9 protein-coding genes and 1 pseudogene are annotated in these 17,474 nt (G+C 41.4%); 1 reads left to right on the forward strand and 9 read right to left on the reverse strand.

Annotated features, from left to right (window positions below):
* The first annotated feature begins 2 nt into the window (after window positions 1-2).
* Complete coding sequence (locus P20439_RS10220; protein WP_008112527.1) at window positions 3-3,068, forward strand: efflux RND transporter permease subunit; 3,066 nt, start codon at window positions 3-5, stop codon at window positions 3,066-3,068.
* A gap of 57 nt (window positions 3,069-3,125) precedes the next feature.
* Here the strand turns inward: P20439_RS10220 and rluF are convergent, their stop codons facing one another.
* The 9 genes and pseudogenes from rluF to malQ all read right to left on the reverse strand — a co-directional run.
* Entirely contained in the window at window positions 3,126-4,115 is a 990-nt protein-coding gene (gene rluF / locus P20439_RS10225; protein WP_008112524.1) for a 23S rRNA pseudouridine(2604) synthase RluF, read from the reverse strand.
* A 43-nt stretch (window positions 4,116-4,158) separates the two neighbouring features.
* Window positions 4,159-5,244: a DUF418 domain-containing protein gene (locus P20439_RS10230; protein ID WP_008112522.1), complete on the reverse strand. Its 1,086-nt coding sequence runs from the start codon at window positions 5,242-5,244 to the stop codon at window positions 4,159-4,161.
* Window positions 5,245-5,270: 26 nt separating this feature from the next.
* Entirely contained in the window at window positions 5,271-6,485 is a 1,215-nt protein-coding gene (locus P20439_RS10235; protein ID WP_008112521.1) for an EAL and HDOD domain-containing protein, read from the reverse strand.
* An 83-nt stretch (window positions 6,486-6,568) separates the two neighbouring features.
* On the reverse strand, window positions 6,569-8,101 hold the full coding sequence (locus P20439_RS10240) for a glycogen synthase (RefSeq protein WP_008112519.1): 1,533 nt from the start codon (window positions 8,099-8,101) through the stop codon (window positions 6,569-6,571).
* Between the two features lie 47 nt (window positions 8,102-8,148).
* Window positions 8,149-9,411, reverse strand: a complete 1,263-nt coding sequence (glgC, locus tag P20439_RS10245) for a glucose-1-phosphate adenylyltransferase (RefSeq protein WP_008112516.1) — start codon at window positions 9,409-9,411, stop codon at window positions 8,149-8,151.
* 20 nt (window positions 9,412-9,431) lie between these two features.
* Window positions 9,432-11,957, reverse strand: coding sequence for a glycogen/starch/alpha-glucan phosphorylase (locus P20439_RS10250; protein WP_008112515.1), 2,526 nt, complete (start codon window positions 11,955-11,957; stop codon window positions 9,432-9,434).
* Entirely contained in the window at window positions 11,950-14,013 is a 2,064-nt protein-coding gene (gene glgX, locus P20439_RS10255) for a glycogen debranching protein GlgX (RefSeq protein WP_008466646.1), read from the reverse strand. The genes P20439_RS10250 and glgX overlap by 8 nt, the downstream gene beginning before the upstream one ends.
* Window positions 14,006-16,227, reverse strand: a pseudogene (gene glgB, locus P20439_RS10260) (1,4-alpha-glucan branching protein GlgB). Before glgB ends, glgX begins: the two are co-directional and overlap by 8 nt.
* Window positions 16,228-17,474: 4-alpha-glucanotransferase (gene malQ / locus P20439_RS10265; protein ID WP_036933574.1), on the reverse strand; the 1,247-nt coding region annotated here is incomplete at its 5' end.

Consider the following 17,474-nt stretch of genomic DNA (forward strand, 5'->3'; position numbering starts at 1 on the left):
TTATGGGCTTTGCGCAACTATCCATCGAGAAAAAGGTCATTAGCTGGATGTTTACGTTGTTGCTATTGATTGGCGGCAGTGTTTCCTATTTTGATTTAGGACAACTAGAAGACCCTGAATTTACTTTAAAAAAAGCCATGGTGATCACTCTATACCCGGGAGCATCCCCGCAGCAAGTAGAAGAAGAAGTGACATTTCCAATTGAAAATGCCATTCAGCAGCTCCCCTATGTTGATTATGTCACCTCCATTTCATCCAACGGTAAATCGCAAATTACCGTAGAGATGAAAAGCAGCTATCGTAAACAAGAGCTAAGACAAATATGGGATGAAATGCGTCGTAAAATTAACGACCTCAGTCCCTCACTACCAAGTGGTGTTTATCCCAGTAATGTAATTGATGATTTTGCTGATGTTTATGGCGTGATGTTTGCGGTGACTGGCGATGGTTATTCATATGATGAATTAAAAGACTACGTTGATTATTTAAAACGAGAGCTGGTTTTAGTCAAAGGCGTCAGCAAAGTCGCTATCGCAGGGCAACAGCAACCACAGGTTATGGTTGAGGTATCAACCCAAAAGCTGGCACAGCTCGGTATTGCCCCAGGTCATATTTATGACTTGCTGCAATCACAAAATACGGTATCTAACGCTGGACGTATTCGTGTCGGTGATGAGTCTATCCGCCTGCATCCTACCGGTGAATTTAAAGATGTAACAGAGCTGGAAACTTTATTAATTTCAAAACCAGGTGCCAGCGAACTCATTTATTTGGGCGATGTTGCACAGGTTTATCGTGAATACGCAGAAGTGCCCACTAATGTCATTCACTATAATCAACAGCAAGCACTGCTGATTGGTGTTTCGTTTATGTCTGGAGTGAATGTTGTTGATGTGGGTAAACACATAGATGAGCATTTAGCATCTCTTGAATACCAACGCCCTCATGGCATTGATATAAGCTCGGTGTATAACCAGCCAAAAGAAGTAGAGCAGTCTGTAGATGGTTTTATTGTTAGCTTAATAGAGGCCATTGCAATAGTCATTGTGGTACTGCTTATTTTTATGGGCTTAAAAAGTGGCGTTCTCATTGGCGGTATTTTATTACTGACTGTATTAGGCACCTTCATATTTATGAAGCTGTTTGCAATTGACCTGCAACGTATTTCTCTGGGCGCGCTAATAATCGCATTAGGGATGTTGGTTGATAATGCTATTGTTGTCACTGAAGGCATCTTGATCAACTTAAAGCGCGGACAAACAAAGCTTAAAGCAGCGGTTAATATCGTAGATCAAACGAAGTGGCCATTACTTGGCGCAACAGTAATAGCAATTACTGCTTTTGCACCTATTGGTTTAAGCTCAGATGCCAGTGGTGAATTTGCCGGTAGTCTATTTTGGGTGTTATTTATATCGCTGTTGTTGAGCTGGATCACCGCAATTACCCTCACGCCATTTTTTGCTCACTTAATGTTTAAAGAAACTGAATTTAAACACGAGCAGAACCAACAGCATGAGGACCCGTATCAAGGTATTATTTTCAATGGCTACAAAGCAACCTTAAATTTAGCCATGCGTTTTAGAAAAACTACCTTGATCCTTATGCTCGCACTTTTATGCTCTGCCGTTGTTGGTTTTGGCTCGGTAAAACAATCATTTTTTCCAGCCTCGAACACACCGATGTTTTATGTCGATTACTGGCAAGATCAAGGCGCTGATATTCGCGCCACTCTTGAGGGCATAAAACAGCTCGAAGCCTATTTACAACAAAATGAACTGGTTACAGAAATTACCAGTACGGTTGGCCAAGGTGCGCCGCGCTTTATGCTGACTTATGCACCAGAAAAATCCTACCCTGCTTATGGGCAGTTAATTATTCGTGTAACCAATCGTGAAGCGGTCGCTAAAGTAATGCGAAAGGTGCGCGATTACGCACAGCAGCATCCACTTTCAGCAAAGTTGAAAGTCAAACCGATGGAAATTGGCCCATCAACCGATGCTAAAATAGAAGCGCGCTTTTCTGGCCCCGATCCAATCATATTAAGACAGCTATCATCTCAAGCTAAAGAGATAATCGCCAAAGATGAGGGTGCGTTTAATATTCGCGATGACTGGCGGGCAAGAACCAAAATGATTCGCCCACAATTTAACGAACAAAAAGCCCGCCGGTTAGGGATCACCAAGTTTGACCTCGACCAAGTACTGCTGACTAGCTTATCAGGTAAACAAGTGGGTGTTTATCGTGATGGTACGCAACTGTTACCAATTATTGCCCGCTCACCGGCTAGCGAGCGCTTAAACGTAGACAGTGTTCACGATTTACAAATTTATAGCCCTGTTTTAGGGGTGTTTGTACCGGTTACTCAAGTGGTTGATGAATTTATTGTTGAGTGGGAAGACAGCTTAATTATGCGTCGCGACCGCAAGCGTACTATTACTGTTATGGCGGATCATGATGTACTTGGAGATGAAACACCTGCTAAATTATTTGCTCGAGTTCGTGCTGAAGTCGAAGCAATTGATTTACCGCGTGGCTATGAAATGCAATGGGGTGGCGAGTTCGAATCATCAAGTAAAGCCAAAAAGGCTATTTTTGGTTCGTTACCACTGGGCTATTTAGCGATGTTTGCGGTTACCGTATTACTGTTTAACTCAGTGAAAAAGCCCTTAGTTATTTGGGCCACCGTGCCACTGGCTATTATTGGTGTTAGTGCAGGTTTATTGGTGATGAATGCCCCCTTTAGCTTTATGGCACTACTTGGTTTATTAAGTTTGAGTGGTATGTTGATTAAAAACGGCATTGTTTTAGTCGATCAAATAAACTTAGAGCTCAGCGAGGGTAAATCTCCCTATCAAGCAGTGTTTGACTCAGGCGTAAGCCGTGTGCGCCCTGTTGCCATGGCCGCTATAACCACAATACTTGGCATGATCCCATTATTATTTGACGTATTCTTCCAATCAATGGCGGTCACCATTATGTTTGGTTTAGGCTTTGCCACCATACTGACTCTGATTGTGGTACCGGTTTTATACACTGTGGTATTTAGGATTGATTACCCTAAACAGTAGGCTAACAAAAAACGCAGCCAAGGCTGCGTTTTTATTATTAATACAAAACAATTAAGCTTACTTTTTTAAGCTTAATGTTCCACTGCTGCGGGTTTTATTTCCTGTGGCAGGATTTGCTTTGTGAGTATTTGATTTTCCTACATACGTGGTTGAACGCTTTTGATAAGGGGTATTTCGGCTACTTTTTTTAGCGTGCTTTTGTTGCTCGTCATTATTTTCACGACGTGGATTCCCGCCCTGAAAATCATGTTTGTGAGCAGGTTTAGCATGACTCTTTTTAGCTTGTTCAGTGTAATTGCTCTGTTCAGCATCATCATAAAGTGAGTGTTCTTGCGTTTTGCCAGAATCAGCAATCGAGTCGTTAATTACCGCCATTTCTGCGTCACTTAAATGCCGCCATTGCCCTACTTTTAACCCTTTGAGAGTGACATTCATAATGCGAACACGTTTAAGTGTGACTACCTCGTAACCTAAATATTCACACATACGACGAATTTGACGATTTAAACCTTGAGTCAAAATAATAGTGAATTGCTGGGCACCTGTTTGCGTCACTTTACATTTTTTGGTCACAGTATCTAAAATAGGAATACCATTGGCCATTTTATTCACAAACTGACGGTTAAGTGGTTTATCAACGGTAACCACGTATTCTTTTTCATGATTATTACCGGCACGTAAAATCTTATTAACGATGTCGCCTTCGTTGGTTAAAAAAATCAGCCCTTCAGAGGGGCGATCAAGACGACCAATAGGAAAAATACGGTCAGGGTAATTAACCGCTTTGACAATATTGCTTTGAATTTTTCGCTCTGTGGTACAGGTAATACCCACTGGTTTGTTATAAGCAATGTAAACCCGTTTTGGTGGCTCTTTTAATGGCTTACCATCAACCAATACCACATCGTCCTGTGCAACTTTAACACCCATTTCAGGTAATTCGCCATTAACAGTAACACGACCTTGCTCAATATATTTATCGGCTTCGCGGCGTGAGCAAAACCCTGTTTCACTAATAAATTTATTTAAACGCTTTAAGTCTGTCATATGGCAAATCTTCTTAAATATAAAGGCGCATAGTTTAAACTACTCAAGCTATTTTTTCGCGCTTAATTTGCGCTAATTTACGCCATAAGTATTCAAGAGGGCCTTGCTTAAAATAACGACAGTAGAGTGCAGTAAACATAAGCTGTACAACTACTAAGCAAATAGCGACAAGCCAATAATCAATGCGGTTAAAACTAAGCGCCCACTGAGGGAAAAGCACTTTAAACAATAATAACTGCATAATGGTTTGGCTTATGTATAAAGTAAACGCTAACCGCCCTACCTGTTGGATAAGCCCCCCTATTTGCGCGCTGTTGTTGCATAGTTTAACGATTAAATGAATATAAAGCAGCGCCACGCATAAAGCAGCCAATTCATTAACCGGCTCTTGTAACGCATAGCCAATACCTTGTTCATATGGCGTTAACACTAATCGTAAGCTAGTCAGTAACACACTTAACACAACTAACTTAATTAGCCCCGACCTGCTAAATCCATTACTAAATACATTACATTTGTAAGCAACGATACCAATTAGCATAAAGCCAGCACTTGCCCACAGTAATAAAATAGGCACTGTTAGCAACATATAAATGCTCATTGTAATATTTTGGCTAAAATGAGCACCAATACTTTGATAATAACTATTATATATCTGGTAAAATTCGGGAGAATCTCTATAGAGTGGCTCCTCATTAAGCCCTAACATGAACAGAGCTGTGGCAAGTAAAGCAATAAAAGTAAAAAAGGCCGCTTTGTTTTTAAGCTCTTCATCCGTGTAATTTAAATAGCGTAATACCAGTAATGCTGACACTGCATATAAAAACAAAATGTCACCCGCCCACAGTAAAAAACCATGTATTAAGCCAAACACAATAAGCCAATATAGGCGTTTTTTTAATGGCTCGATGCATTGCTGTCGCTGAAACTGAATATAAAGACCAGCACCAAATAATAACGTAAATAATGTGCGAAACCGCCCTTCAACAAATATAAGGCTTAAGGTCTGTAAAATCTTATCGCTAAGGGGTGGTGTGGTGAGTGACGTGTAATTGAGTTCAAAAATTGCGAAGGAATAGCAGTTAATAAATACTAGGCCGAGTACTGCTAGGCCCCTTATAAAGTCCATATTATAATTGCGCAAACCCTATCCCTTTAAATATTATCTTTGTAGCTATCGGCCCATTTTACTGCTTGTTTATAGAGTTTTGGCAAAAAAGCACTGTCTAAATTAATCAATAAGACTGCTTTCTCAAGTGCCCACCAACTTCCTGTTTCATACGCTTTTACTGTTTCCAGAATATAATATAAGTTATTTTTTTCGCCAGTTAATGCAGCTTTAATTTCATCCGGGAATGGCAGTTTATCAACCAACAACGCCATTGGCTGATCTAAGATAGCATCAAGCAAAGAAAACAGCCCAGTTAAAAATGCCTCACCCTGCACTTGTTTTGCGACTTTGCTGGCTATTAACTCACAAAAACGAGCGCGAATAACACACATTTGCATAAGCTCTATCGGTTTATCACGCGCGGTGTGTGCCGTAACAATTAAGCTAACAAACTTTTTCAAACGGGCTTGGCCTAAGTATACCAGCGCTTGTTTTAATGATGATATTTGGCTTTGCAGCGGAAATACACCGCTGTTTAATAATCGTAATAGCTTGTAGGCCAATGCTGCATCAAGCTCAAATAAACCGGTGATCACTTTAACATCAGGATCTGGCTTCATTACTTCTGAGTAAATAGCGATGACAAGGCCATAATTATAATGGATATCCTTTTGCTCTATCATTGCGGGACGCGCAAAGTAGTACCCTTGGAAATAATCAAACCCCATTTTTCGCGCTAATTTATATTCTTCATCGGTTTCTATTTTTTCAGCTAACAGTTTAATATTTTTGTATTTTTTAAGCTTATTGACCACCAGCGGAATTTCAGCCAGTGGCGTAAGCCGAATATCAAATTTAATTAAATTAACCAGCTTTAAGAAGCGTTCCCACTGTGGAGAGTAAACAAAGTCGTCGAGGGCTAATTTATAGTTACTGTGAAAAAGTTTACGGCATAATTCATAAGTGTCGTCGTTGGGCTCTATGGTTTCGAGTAATTCAATAACTACATCTTTGCAGGGTAAAAATTCGCATAAATCGAGTTTTAACGATTCAGGACCAATATTGATCAACGCTTTTTTTCCCGAAGTAATGTGTCGAGTACCTAAGTTGAGCTGGTTTTCCATGATAAGCCGAGCTGTTGCTTGACCATCAGATACACCAGGAAAGCAATTTTCTGGGCTATCGCGAAAAAGTAGTTCATATGCAACTACATTTTGATTACGATTAAGGATTGCTTGCCTTGCCACAAATACAGACACATTACCTACTTTTAATTATTTCCACCAGACTAAGTAATTAAAGCGCAAATAGGAACGGATGTCACTGAACTTTAATAAATTTTTTAATATAAGTATGTAATATAATCAGTTACAACGCTATCCCAACCAAAGCGGGTATTTTTAGCGCTACTTTTTATTGCTTGCCATTGCTTAGGATTAGTTTGTTTTACATGCAAAGCCTCAGATAAACTAACCAAAAGAGCTTCTGCCTGAGTCAGTAAGGTATCACCAGTAAAACAAAATCCAGTCACATTATGCTCAACCGTATCTTTTAAACCGCCCACACTATGGACCAAACACGGCTGACCTGCTCGCATTGCTAACATTTGGCTAATACCGCATGGCTCAAAAGAACTGGGCATTAAAAATAAATCCCCTAATTGATACATTAAATCGCCTATGCTTTGACCATAGCCTTTTAAAAACAATAAGTTGTTATTACGTGCCATTGCACTAGTAAATAATTGCTCCAGTTTTCTATCACCCGAGCCTAATACAATCAAACGACCACTAAATTGATTTATAACCCTGCATACCGCATCGATAGTCAAACCATCATTGTGTGACTGGCACAGCAATAATACTTTTTGCTCGGTGAGCCGCCCTACACTGGTCAGTAAAGGTCCTTGTTGCTCAGATGCCATAAATTGTAAAACGCGTTGGTGAGCAATATAGTGGCTGCTGTCTAAGTGTACATTTTTTGCCATCCAGCTAAAGAGCGTAGCTTCTATCTGCTCTAAAAGCTGGCTAAGCGTTGTCTGATGCGGGTGCAGAGCGGTGTAATCACAGCCGTTAAGTATCCCAATCAGTTTGCCCTGCTCAGCCGCTTGTTGTAAATCACGCTCAAGACCTTCGCCACCAAAAAAGCCGCCTGCGTCATTACTCGCTATTTGCACTTCTTGGCTATAACTTGGTGAAACCACATGTACTTTATCAGCTAGGTTAATGGCACTGCGCATCGGGTTAAAACAATGGGGATAACGAGGATCACAAAGCAATTGCCCGTCATAACTTAATGAGGGAAACCATGCTTCTAAGCTAGAAACATCGCCTTTAAAAGGGCGAATACCTTGTAAGGCTAAATTGTGAACCGTGTATACTAAACGCAGCTTAGCAAGTTTGCGATAGCGAGGGTCAAACTTAAGTAACACGGCCACACACGCACTGTGCCAGTCGTGTAAATGTAACGTGTTTGGTTGTTTTAATATCCCTTGCAAAAGGGCTTCACAAATAGCGGCATTAAACAGTGCAAACTTACTCGCATCAGTAGCGAATGGACGATTGTCATCATCGTTGCAATACACACTATGTGATTGGCTAAACAAAGGATGGCTTATTACTATTTGTCTCACCCCTTTTTGCGCCTGTGGAATTTCAAACAGAGATAAAACGTGCGAGGCTGAGTTAAACGCAACGTTTACTTCACCAATAAAACAGCGCTCCCCCAACTCAAATCCATAGTCTGGGATCACCACATCGACCGTTAAACTCTGCGCAGCTAAGGCTTTTGGTACATCACGAATGACATCGGCAACACCACCGACTTTGGCATTAGGTAACGCATCATTTTCTGCGGCAACCATTAATACATGCATTTAGTTACTCTTATGGTTAGCAGCAAGGCTTTCACCTTGCTATTTAATTATTGATTTAACTTTGTCAGCATCTCGCGGGTCACCAAAACAATTCCCTTTTTAGAGACTCTAAAGCCATTGGCTTCGTCGGTTTTACGATCATAACCAATTTCTAATCCCGCTGGGATCTCACAGCTTCTATCAATAATAGCGCGCTTTATTTTACACCCGCGATTAACAATAACACCGGGTAAAACCACCGACTCTTCAATAGTACAATATGAGCGGATATGTACATTAGAAAACAGTAATGACTTTCTGACTAATGAACCTGAAATAATACAGCCACCGGATACGGTTGAATCAACAGCCATACCCCGGCGATCGTCGTCATCAAAAATAAACTTAGCCGGAGGAAGCTGTTCTTGGTATGTCCAAATTGGCCAAGTAGGGTCGTATAAATCTAGTTGAGGCTCAGGCATAACCAGTTCCATATTCGCTTCCCAAAACGAATCTAAGGTTCCTACATCTCGCCAATACGGCTGTCCAGCTTGTGCAGGATCTCTAAAAGGGTAGGCAAATACATTATGCTCTTCGATAATGGCAGGAATAATGTCATGACCAAAATCACGTCCTGAGCCTTCGGTTTGTGAATCTTTTTGTAATTGCTCAAATAAAAACTCAGTATTGAATACGTAATTACCCATTGACGCTAAGCATGTACCAGGTTTACCAGGGACAGAGGTAGGTTCGGCTGGTTTTTCGTCGAATCTTCTCACTCGGTTCTCTTGATCTACGGTCATTACACCAAAGGTACCTGCGGCTTCTTCAACCGCAACTTCTAAACAACATACGGTCATATCGGCACCATTTTCTACATGCTTTGCTAATAAACCGCCGTAATCCATACGATACACATGATCGCCTGACAAAATCATTACATATTTAGGTAGTTCATGACGAATAATATCCATATTTTGAAATACCGCATCGGCAGTACCGCAATACCATTCATCACCATGACGCTGTGATGCAGGTAAAATCTCAACTGACTCGCCTAACTCCTTTTTAAAGTGTCCCCATGCACGATTCACATGGCGTATCAGCGAGTGAGATTTATATTGCGTTGCAATCCCTACTCGTCTGACACCAGAGTTAATACAATTTGATAGTGGAAAATCAATAATACGGTGCTTACCGCCAAAATAAACGGCTGGTTTTGCACGCCAGTCTGTTAGCTCATGCAGGCGAGAACCTCGCCCTCCAGCTAGAATGAGTGCATAGGTGTCTCTGGTTAAATTACTTATATAGCGATTTGCATAACTGGGCATATTACTCTCTCCGTTTAGTGTCAGCTGTTAGTGTCAGTGTTCGTTTTAACTGTTTGGTGTGTGGTATCTAGTGGGGTTAAATGCCATATGTCATCACAATATTGACCAATCGTTCTGTCACTAGAAAATAAGCCACTGGCCGCGGTATTTAAAATACTCATTTGAGTCCAGTAGGTTTGATCAGCATAGGCTTTATCCACTTCACGCTGCGCAGCAATGTAACTGGTAAAGTCATGTGCGGTTAACCACGCATCGTCTTTACTCTTAATACTGCTAATCACATCGTCAAATAAGCCTGGTTCAAATAGATTAAAATGGCCACTTTCAAGTAGGTGCATCACGCTGTTTAGCTCTGGGTTATTGGCAATGATTTCGCAGGGGTTATAATGCGCTTTAATTTCGTCAACATGCTCGGCTTGGGCGCCAAATAAAAAGAAGTTTTCAGCCCCCACTGCATCGCGTATTTCAATATTTGCGCCATCTAGGGTGCCTATTGTGAGCGCACCATTCATCATAAACTTCATGTTGCCGGTACCCGATGCTTCTTTGCCTGCTGTTGAAACTTGCTCTGACAAATCTGTTGCTGGGCAAATAGTTTCCATGGCGGTTACATTATAATTTGGTAAAAAAGCGACCCTTAAATACTGTGACACTTCAGGGTCTTTGTTGATCACCTCTGCAACATTATTAATTAGTTTAATAATTTTCTTCGCCATCATATAACCTGGTGCGGCTTTACCACCAAGTAATACACAACGGGGAACCATGCCTTGTGTATCGCCACGACGAATACGGTCGTATAAGTGAATAACATGGAGCACATTGAGTAACTGGCGCTTATATTCGTGAATGCGTTTTACTTGCACATCAAATAGCATGTTGATATCAAACTCTACGCCGCATCTTTGTTTTACTAAATCAACTAAACGTTGTTTGTTTTCTCGTTTTGCTTGCTGCCACGTTACATGAAACTGCGGATCATCATAGAAACGGCGTAATTGAGCTATTTGTGCAAAATCGCCTACCCAGTCTTTTCCTATCTTCTCGCTAATGATATGACTAAGACTCGGATTACAATAAGCCAGCCAACGCCTCGGTGTCACCCCATTGGTTTTGTTATTAAACTTTTCAGGCCATAATGCGTAAAAGTCTTTAAACAAACCCGCGGTTAATAACTTAGTGTGGAGCGCGGCCACGCCATTGACTGAATAACTGCCCACAATGGCTAAAAAAGCCATGCGTATTTGCGGCTCCCCGCCCTCTTCAATTAATGATAAATCTCGTTGTTTTTGCACATCACCCGGCCAATGTCTTGCAACCTCTGCTAAAAAGCGGGCATTGATCTCATAAATAATCTCTAAAATACGTGGTAATAATTTAGCAAATAACGACACTGACCACTTCTCTAACGCCTCCGGCAATAAGGTGTGGTTTGTATAAGCCATGGTTTTGGTTGTGATGCTCCATGCTTGATCCCAATCGAGCTCGTGGTCGTCAACTAAAATTCGCATCAGCTCTGCCACAGCAATACTTGGGTGGGTGTCGTTAAGCTGAAAAACATGATGCTGAGCAAACTCAGTAAAATTATCCCCATATTGGTCAATCCACTGACTAAGCACATCTTGTATGCTTGCCGATGATAAAAAGTATTGCTGGCGTAAACGCAGCTCTTTACCATTTTCACTGCTGTCGTTAGGGTACAACACCATGGTTATTTGCTCTGCGAGATTTTTTTGTGCCACCGCTTCTGAATAACTACCGGCATTAAACTCGGCTAAATTAAATTCATCGGTTGCTTCAGACTTCCAAAGCCTAAGCGTATTAACAATATTATTTTTATAGCCAGGAATGGGCACATCGTAAGGAACCGCTAGCACATCTTGAGAACTTACCCACTGGCGGTGTTCACGACCAAATTTATCGGTATAACTCTGTACATAACCCGAGAACTTAACTCGTTTAGCTTGCTCTGGTGCGCTCAATTCCCAAGGGTGACCTTCGCGTAGCCAGTTATCTGGCTGCTCAATTTGGTTGCCTTCTTTGATTGATTGATTAAACATGCCGTATTCATAACGAATTCCATACCCGACTACTGGCAGCGCTAAACTCGCGCAACTATCTAAAAAACAAGCAGCTAAACGCCCTAAGCCACCATTACCTAAGCCGGCATCATGCTCTGCTTGCTCCACATTTTCCAGCTCAGTACAGTAAGCTTGCAGTGCCGTGGTTACCTGCGACTCTAAGTCAAGGTTGAGTACCGCATTGCCCAGCGCTCTGCCCATTAAAAACTCTAGCGATAAGTACGCTGTTTTACGGCGTTTTTGTTGTTTAATTTGCTGATTAGTTTCTCTACAGCGTGCGACTAGCCTATCTCTTATTGTCAGCGCCAATGCATGATACAAATACAACTGCGACTCACCCACCACATCACGCCCTAAGGTGTAATAAAAGTGACGAGTTAAATCATCACTTAAGGTACTTTCGTCAATCACCGGGCCTTCTTGCCAGCCTTTTACCACACACACTTGCTCGTCTTGCTTAGTCATAATCATCGCCTTCTAAATTGGCACTAAAAACCCAACTACTTTGTGCTGAAATATTCACGGTTGCATCATCTTCAACAACAGATGAGGCGTTATTTACGCTTGATAACACTAACGTCCATGGCGCGATAATGGGCGATTGTGGTAATTGGCAGACCACAGGCTGTTTACTGGCGTTTAAAATAATTAATAACGCATGCTTATTTTGCTTATCAAGCAGGCTGTACATTAAAAATTGTCGCGTATCTTCATGCCAATGTGTTTCATCCATTTTTTTACCTTGTTCGGTAAACCACTTAACGGTGAAACGTTCATCAATATCATCTAAAAACACACTGTGTTTAAACGCACTATGCGCGCGCCTAATTTTTAATGCATCATCTATAAACTGAATCAAACAATGATTCAGTTGTGAGTCTTTCCATGCAAGCCAACTAGTACGATTATTTTGACAATAGGCGTTATTATTACCGCCTTGAGAGTGCGCCATTTCACTGCCTGAGGCTATCATTGGCACCCCTTTAGAAAGCAGTAAGGTAAGTAAAAAGTTTTTTTGTTGTTGCAGGCGCAAGCTCATTATTTCAGGGTCGCTACTAAATCCTTCAACTCCGCAGTTGAATGAGTAGTTAGCGCTGTGGCCATCTTGATTATTTTCACCATTCGCTTGGTTATACTTTTGCTCATAACTGACTAAATCGGCAAGGGTAAAACCATCATGACTGGTAATAAAATTAATACTATTAAGCGGGCCGCGGTTACTGTGTTCAAAAATATCAAACGAGCCATGTAAACGCTTAGCCACATCACTAATAATGCCTTTTTCACTTTGCCAAAAGCGTTTAATCACATCACGGTATTGATCATTCCACTCACGCCAAGGAGCAGGAAAAGCACCTAACTGATACCCACCAGGGCCTATATCCCAAGGCTCACTAATCAGCTTCACTTTATTCAACACAGGGTCTTGTGCAACGGTTTGTAAAAACGTATGAGACGCACTAAAGCCCGTGCTTGAACGCCCTAAAATGGTGGCTAAATCAAATCGAAAGCCATCAACGCCCATAACTTCCACCCAATAACGCAAGCTATCTAGAACCAGTTGCAAGGTTTTTGGATGGTCAATATTTAAGGTGTTACCACAGCCAGTATCGTTTATGTATACATTGGGTTGCCCATTGATAGTGCGATAATAAGTGAGATTATCGAAGCCACGTAAAGACAATATCGGTCCATCACTGCCGCCCTCAGCAGTATGGTTGTATACAACATCTAAAATAACTTCAATATTGGCGCGATGTAATTCGCTGACCATCTGTTTAAATTCGTTTATATCGTCATTAACCAAATAGTCTTTGTGTGGAGTAAAAAAATTGATGCTATTGTAGCCCCAGTAATTTTGCAGGCCTTTAGTAATTAAAAACTGTTCACTTATAAACGCATGTACAGGCAAAAGTTCAATAGCGGTCACCCCTAAACTTTTTAAATGCTCAATAAAGCGTGGATGGCTTAAGCCTAAAAACGTACCTTGCTGTGTTTTTGGAATATCCGGGTGGCGACACGTAGCACCTTTTACATGGCACTCATAAATAACCGTATTGGCCCAGCTGTGCTGCGGCTTATTATTAGTATAGGCAACCGGTGTCGTTACTTTAGATTTAGGCATATCTATCGCATTATTGACCATGCTTTTAGTGCCTATTGGCATTTGCCCGTAATGGCGCTCGCTCCAAGTAAATTCGTTAAATAAGTCTTTTGCATATGGGTCAATCAGCAACTTATGTTCATTGAATAACATGCCCTTTTCATGGTTATATTCCCCATCAACCCTAAAGCCATATAGTGCGCCAGTGCTAAGTGGCGCAACATGAATACTCCACACCCCGCCTTCGTTAATATTCATCGCTATTTTTAATATTTCTGTATGGCCACTTTTATCGAATAAACAAACAAAAGCTTGGCTTGCATTTGGAGCGTATAAGGCAAAGTTGACACCGTTGTTTTGTACAGTCGAACCCAGTGGCAAAGGTGCACCATGGGTAACCTCAAAGCAATTACTCATCATTCACCTTTTGCAAATAAATCGTGGTTAAGCCACCCATGTGTAATGTAATACTGTGATCAAAGCCATGACTTGGTTGTTCAATTGAATGAATAAGTTGATTTGGTTCATCAGTGACATTGCATCCTGAGCCAAAAAAACATGACTCATCAGTATTAAATATCACCTTATAGCTGCCTTTAGCAGGCACGCCTAAAGTAAAGTGTTGATAAGCTGTAGGGGTAAAATTAGCGACAATAACCATAAAATCGTCAGCACTTTTGGCATAACGAATAAAGCTAAATATACTTTGCTGACTGTTATTATTATCTATCCATGAAAAACCAGTAGCACAACTATCAAGCTCATAAAGTGCTGGATGGGCTTGATACACATGATTAAGGCGTTTAACCGTATCTTGAACACCTTGATGGCTGTGGTGTTCAAGCAAGTGCCAGTCTATTGAATGGTCATGATCCCACTCTTTTCGCTGTGCTATTTCGGCGCCCATAAACAGTAGTTTTTTCCTGGATGCGCCCACATAAACGCATAATAAGCCCGTAAATTAGCAAATTGTTGCCAGTCGTCACCAGGCATTTTGTTTAGTAGTGAGCCTTTGCCGTGAACGACTTCATCATGACTGAGCGGTAAAATGTAATTTTCACTAAAGGCATACACCATAGAAAATGTCATTTTATGGTGGTGGTATTTCCTAAATAGTGGGTCTTGCTGCATGTAATGCAGGCTGTCGTTCATCCAGCCCATATTCCATTTATAACCAAAGCCCAAACCATTATGCTCAACACTTTGCGTCACCCCTGGCCACGCCGTTGACTCTTCTGCCACCATCATAATACCGGGGTTATTTTTATAACTGCGCATGTTCACTTGTTTAAGGCACTCTATCGCCCCTAAATTTTCTCTGCCGCCATAGCAATTAGCCACCCATTGCCCTTCTTTTCGGCTGTAATCAAGATACAACATAGACGCCACTGCATCTACTCGCAGTCCATCTATGCCAAATTGACTAAGCCAATACATCGCATTCGATATTAAAAAGCTTTTAACTTCAGGGCGATCATAATTATAAATATAGGTATTCCAATCAGGGTGAAACCCTTGACGCATATCAGCATGTTCATATAAATGGGTGCCATCAAAACAATGTAACCCATGAGGGTCGCTTGGAAAGTGCCCTGGCACCCAATCGAGTAAAATACCGATATTGGCTTTATGGCATTGCTCAACTAAGTATTTAAAGCTGTTGTAATCACCAAAACGACTTGTTGGTGCAAACAAGCCTACCGGCTGATACCCCCATGAGCCATCAAACGGGTATTCACTAATAGGCATAAGTTGTAAGTGAGTAAACCCCATATCAGTCACGTAACTTACAAGCCTATCTGCCAGCTCAGTGTAGTTTAAGTAACGATTATGTTCAGCGCGTTGCCATGAGCCTAAGTGCACTTCATAAATACTAATAGCGGCATCAATATGATTGCGCTGTTGTCTATTTATAATCGCTTGTTCACTGAGCTTAATAGGGGCAGGCTTGTACTGTAATATACTTGCCGTGCCGGGCGCTTGCTGCATTTTGAACGCAAATGGATCGGCTTTATCTAAAACTTCACCACTAAGTGTGGTGATGGCAAATTTATAGCACATATCGGCGCATAACCCCGGGATAAATAACTCCCACACTCCACTGGCAGGATGAAACCGCATGAAGTGACGATTGGCCTGCCAAAAGTTAAATTCGCCAATCACTGAGACACTGGCGGCATTTGGTGCCCACACACAAAAACGAACACCGTCTACGCCCTGTTGAGTAATAAATTGCGCACCTAAGTGCGCATATGCATGCTCAAGACTCCCTTCGTTAAACAGGTACATCGCTTGCTCATCAAGCGTACTACTAAAACTGTATTCATCGTAAAAAGTAATATTATTGTTTTCGTAACGAACATGGCACTGGTAAACATTGCTAGGCATGCTTGATAACTCAGCTATAAATAAATCACTTTGTTTATAGCGTAATGTGCTAACGGCTTGACCATCAATTAACAGTTCAACCTGCAGTGCTGCTGGCAAATACACTCGTATTTCTATGCCACTTTGTGTGCTGTGCGCCCCTAAAAAACTAAACGGGTCTTTAAATCGCCCTGCGGCGAGCGCCGTGACTTGTGCGTCATAATCAGCCAAAGGCGCTGATTTCATATTTTTAATACTGCCCATTTACTCATTCCTTATTGAATGTATTGCAGTCAAAAGTGACGCATTATCAGTAAAAATATCCTTGCAAGTATGTGTTAACACCCGTCGCCAATTGGGGTACTCTTTATCTGTGCCAGGAATATTAACTGGGTAGCGTTGCTTGTCTAAGTCATCAATTTGTAAAGCAAATAATCGCGACGGCGACTTTGCTAAACACAAAGCCAGCGCACTATAAACAGCAAAAGCATCGGTGCTTAATGACATATCAGAATGTGTGTCTTGTGTATTAATAAAACCGAGAAGTCGCTGCTGCTCTTGTTGACGTTGCTGCACTAGTTGCTGATATTCAACAGCATCAATCAGTTGGTACTGTTGTTTGAGGTTCAAATCGCTATGCTGCCACCAGCCAACAAATGGTGGTACATCATGATTGGCAATCATCAGCAGGCATTGTTCGCTAAGATCATCGCGATGAACAAATTCATCATTTTGTTGTTTTTCAAAATAAAATAAGCTGTTTGAAAAAATACCGCTGCTCACCAGCGCTTCTTTTACCTCCAGCGGCACAACTCCTAAATCTTCACCTATCACGACGGCCTGATTAAGGTGAGATTCAATTTTCAAAATAGCTAACAAATGCTCGAATGGGTAGTAAACATAGCAACCATCTTGGTTATTATTATTGTTAAAACACCACCATAAACGCCTAATTGCCATAACATGATCTATGCGTAATCCACCCACAGACTCCATATTGGTGCGTATCAGTGAGCGGTAAAACTGATAGTTATTGTCAGCAAGTCGCTGAGGATTTATTGCTGGCAACCCCCAATTTTGACCACTCTCAGCCCAAGGGTCCGGAGGAGCTCCCACAGTCGCATCTTGGCTAAACAACGCCTGTTGGTGTTTAAATTCACTGCCCTCTTTGGCACAACCCACCGCTAAGTCGTTAATCAAACCAATCGCCATGCCTTGGTCAATACAATGCTGTTGGCATCGTGCGAGTTGGCTATGTGCTTGCCATTGCAGGTAATAGTCGAATGTCGGTTCTGTGGTTTCTAGCATAGCAAGTACATCACTGTGCTGTTTACAAAAGGCAGTAAACTCGTCTTGCCGAGCTTGACTACCCTGTTGTTGAAACTGCACAAAAAGTAATTTAAAGGCATTATATTTATGCTCAGTAACCGATTTATAATCAATAAATGTTACATCTTGCTCGCTTTGCGACGTTAAGCAGCAAGAGGATAAATAATCGTTTAATGCGGGGT

Source organism: Pseudoalteromonas sp. BSi20439 (genome assembly GCF_000241165.1).
Taxonomy (GTDB): domain Bacteria; phylum Pseudomonadota; class Gammaproteobacteria; order Enterobacterales; family Alteromonadaceae; genus Pseudoalteromonas.

What these genes read in the sequence shown, in the direction of transcription:
- P20439_RS10220 (WP_008112527.1), top strand. Translation starts at nt 3, where the DNA reads ATGGGCTTTGCGCAACTATCCATCGAGAAAAAGGTCATTAGCTGGATG.
- rluF (WP_008112524.1), bottom strand. Translation starts at nt 4,115, where the DNA reads ATGACAGACTTAAAGCGTTTAAATAAATTTATTAGTGAAACAGGGTTT.
- P20439_RS10230 (WP_008112522.1), bottom strand. Translation starts at nt 5,244, where the DNA reads ATGGACTTTATAAGGGGCCTAGCAGTACTCGGCCTAGTATTTATTAAC.
- P20439_RS10240 (WP_008112519.1), bottom strand. Translation starts at nt 8,101, where the DNA reads ATGCATGTATTAATGGTTGCCGCAGAAAATGATGCGTTACCTAATGCC.
- glgC (WP_008112516.1), bottom strand. Translation starts at nt 9,411, where the DNA reads ATGCCCAGTTATGCAAATCGCTATATAAGTAATTTAACCAGAGACACC.
- P20439_RS10250 (WP_008112515.1), bottom strand. Translation starts at nt 11,957, where the DNA reads ATGACTAAGCAAGACGAGCAAGTGTGTGTGGTAAAAGGCTGGCAAGAA.
- glgX (WP_008466646.1), bottom strand. Translation starts at nt 14,013, where the DNA reads ATGAGTAATTGCTTTGAGGTTACCCATGGTGCACCTTTGCCACTGGGT.